The sequence below is a fragment of the Herbiconiux moechotypicola genome (genome assembly GCF_024979255.1).
GTDB lineage: Bacteria > Actinomycetota > Actinomycetes > Actinomycetales > Microbacteriaceae > Herbiconiux > Herbiconiux moechotypicola.
Genome location: NZ_JANLCN010000027.1, coordinates 1 through 2,132, shown reverse-complemented (window position 1 = coordinate 2,132; position 2,132 = coordinate 1). Strand labels below are relative to the sequence as shown.

General features: G+C 66.8%; 2 protein-coding genes. Both read right to left on the bottom strand.

Features of this window, described 5'->3' with window-relative positions:
- Positions 1 to 62 precede the first annotated feature (62 nt).
- Complete coding sequence (istB, locus tag N1031_RS20355) at positions 63 to 860, bottom strand: IS21-like element helper ATPase IstB (protein ID WP_259481786.1); 798 nt, start codon at positions 858 to 860, stop codon at positions 63 to 65.
- Positions 860 to 2,068 carry an IS21 family transposase gene (gene istA, locus N1031_RS20350; protein ID WP_344445212.1) on the bottom strand — a complete coding sequence of 403 codons (1,209 nt, stop codon included), beginning with the start codon at positions 2,066 to 2,068 and terminating at the stop codon, positions 860 to 862. The genes istB and istA overlap by 1 nt, the downstream gene beginning before the upstream one ends.
- Positions 2,069 to 2,132: the final 64 nt, after the last annotated feature.

The window sequence follows — 2,132 nt, the reverse complement described above, 5'->3', positions numbered from 1 at the left end:
TGTCGGTGGCGGTGCAGTTCTGAACGGTTGTGGCGGTTGAAAAGTGAACGGTTGCGGGCAGTCTAGTTCGGGCCATCGTCGGTGGTGGTTCTGATGCTGGGAAGACTGTCGACGCCCCTGCCGCGGAGCCGGTAGCTGGCGCCTTTGAGTGTGAGGACGTCGGCGTGGTGGACGATGCGGTCGATCATCGCGGCGGCGACGGCTTGGTCACCGAAGACGCCTCCCCAACCGGAGAAGGGCAGGTTCGAGGTGAGCACGAGCGAGGCATGTTCGTAGCGGGATGACACGAGTTGGAAGAACAGGTTCGCGGCGTCTTGCTCGAACGGGAGGTAGCCGACCTCGTCGACGATGACCAGCCCGTAACGACGCAGCCGGGCCAGTTCTTGCGGGAGTCGGCCTTGCCGGTGGGCGTCGGTGAGTCGGGTGACCCAGTCGGTTGCGGTCGCGAACAACACCCGATGCCCGTGACGGGCCGCGACGATCCCGAGCGCGGTTGCGAGATGCGTCTTCCCGGTCCCGGGCGGGCCGAGGAGCACGACGTTCCGCGCCTCGGTGAGGAAGCCGCCCGAAGCGAGGGAACCAAGCTGCTGACGGACGGCGGGCTGGGCGTCCCAATCGAAGTCCTCGAGCATCTTCCGGGCCGGGAACCCGGCAGCTCGGATGCGGAGCTCGGCGCCGGACGCGTTCCGGGCTGAGACCTCGCGTTCGAGGACCGCGGCGAGGTAGTCCTCGTGGGTCCAGCCCGCATCACGGGCCTGGTCCGCGAGCCGGGCCGCGGCCTCGGTGATCCGGGGGGCCTTTAACGCGGTGGCGAGGTAGTGGATGTGTTTCACCGCATCGGAGGGTGTCTTCGTGGCCATCAGGCGGCTCCCTCGGCGAGGCCGAACGCGCGGTCGTAATCAGCGAGGTCCCGGGTCAGATCATCCACCGGATGAACGGGGCGGGGCTGTTGGACCTGCTCCCGCAGACGCTTGGCCGTCTCGACATGAGCTGGATCGGTGACTGTCAGTCCGCGAGCCCAGACCCGGGCGTGATCGGCGATGATCCGGCCGCCGGCACGGACTCTGACGCGGTCAAGGTCGGCAGTGACGTCGACCATCCGGCCAATCATGGTGGGGTCGACGGAGTAGTCGCTGGAATCGAGACGGACGTAATAATCCTTCCCGAGCCGGATCCGGTGCCGCCACCCAAGCTGCAGCGGGATCGGTGGCAGCGGCAGCATGGCCGCCTGATCCCGCCCGATCAGATCCGTCGGGGCTGCCTTGATCGTTCGCACCACCCGCCGGTTCGCGAGCTGCAACCAGGCGGCGAACTGGGCGTTGAAATCCGCCGGCGAGGTGAACGTCCGTCCGGGCATGAACGAGGTCTCGAAGAACCCGTTCCGCCGCTCCACGATGCCCTTCGATTCCGGGTCATACGGTTTCAACTGCACGATCCGAGTTGCCAGCGTCCCGGAGAACGCGGTGACACCGTCGGCGAGTTTGCCGCGGCGGCCGATGCCGGCCTCGTTGTCCCAGATCAGCCGCCTGGGCACCCGGCCGATCTGCTGGATCAGCTCCCACGAGCCCAGCAGCAGATCCTCGGTCTTCCGAGACGGCAGCATCCGCCCGGTGATGAACCGTGAATGCGCGGCGACGATCACCAGCACCGGCAGGAGCGCGGTCGTCCCGTCTTCGAGAGGGATCTTCTTCGGCGGGAACCAGAGATCGCACTGGGCTGCGTCGCCGGCCGCCCACTCAAGCCGATCCGCGGGATCGGGCCGTCGCTGCTCAGGCCGCAACCGGGCGACGTTCTCCCGAAACCACCGAGCAGACCCGGTCCAACCGACCCGTTCCGCGATGACGGTCGAGGGCATATCCGGATGCTCGGCGAGCATCTCCCGCACCCGCGCTTCGAACACAGCGAACGACCTCGGCTGCGGCGATCTCGAATACCTCGGCGGTGAATCCGATGCCACCGCCTTCACCACCGTGGTCCTCGAGATCCCCAACCTCGCCGCGATCTGAGCCTTCGGCACACCCTCCGCCGCCAGCCGCCTGATCAGCGCCCAATCCTCCAAAGTGATCACTCTCCAATCGTCGAGTGTTCACTTTTCACCGCCACAACTGTCCAGTTTTCAACCGCCGCCGACA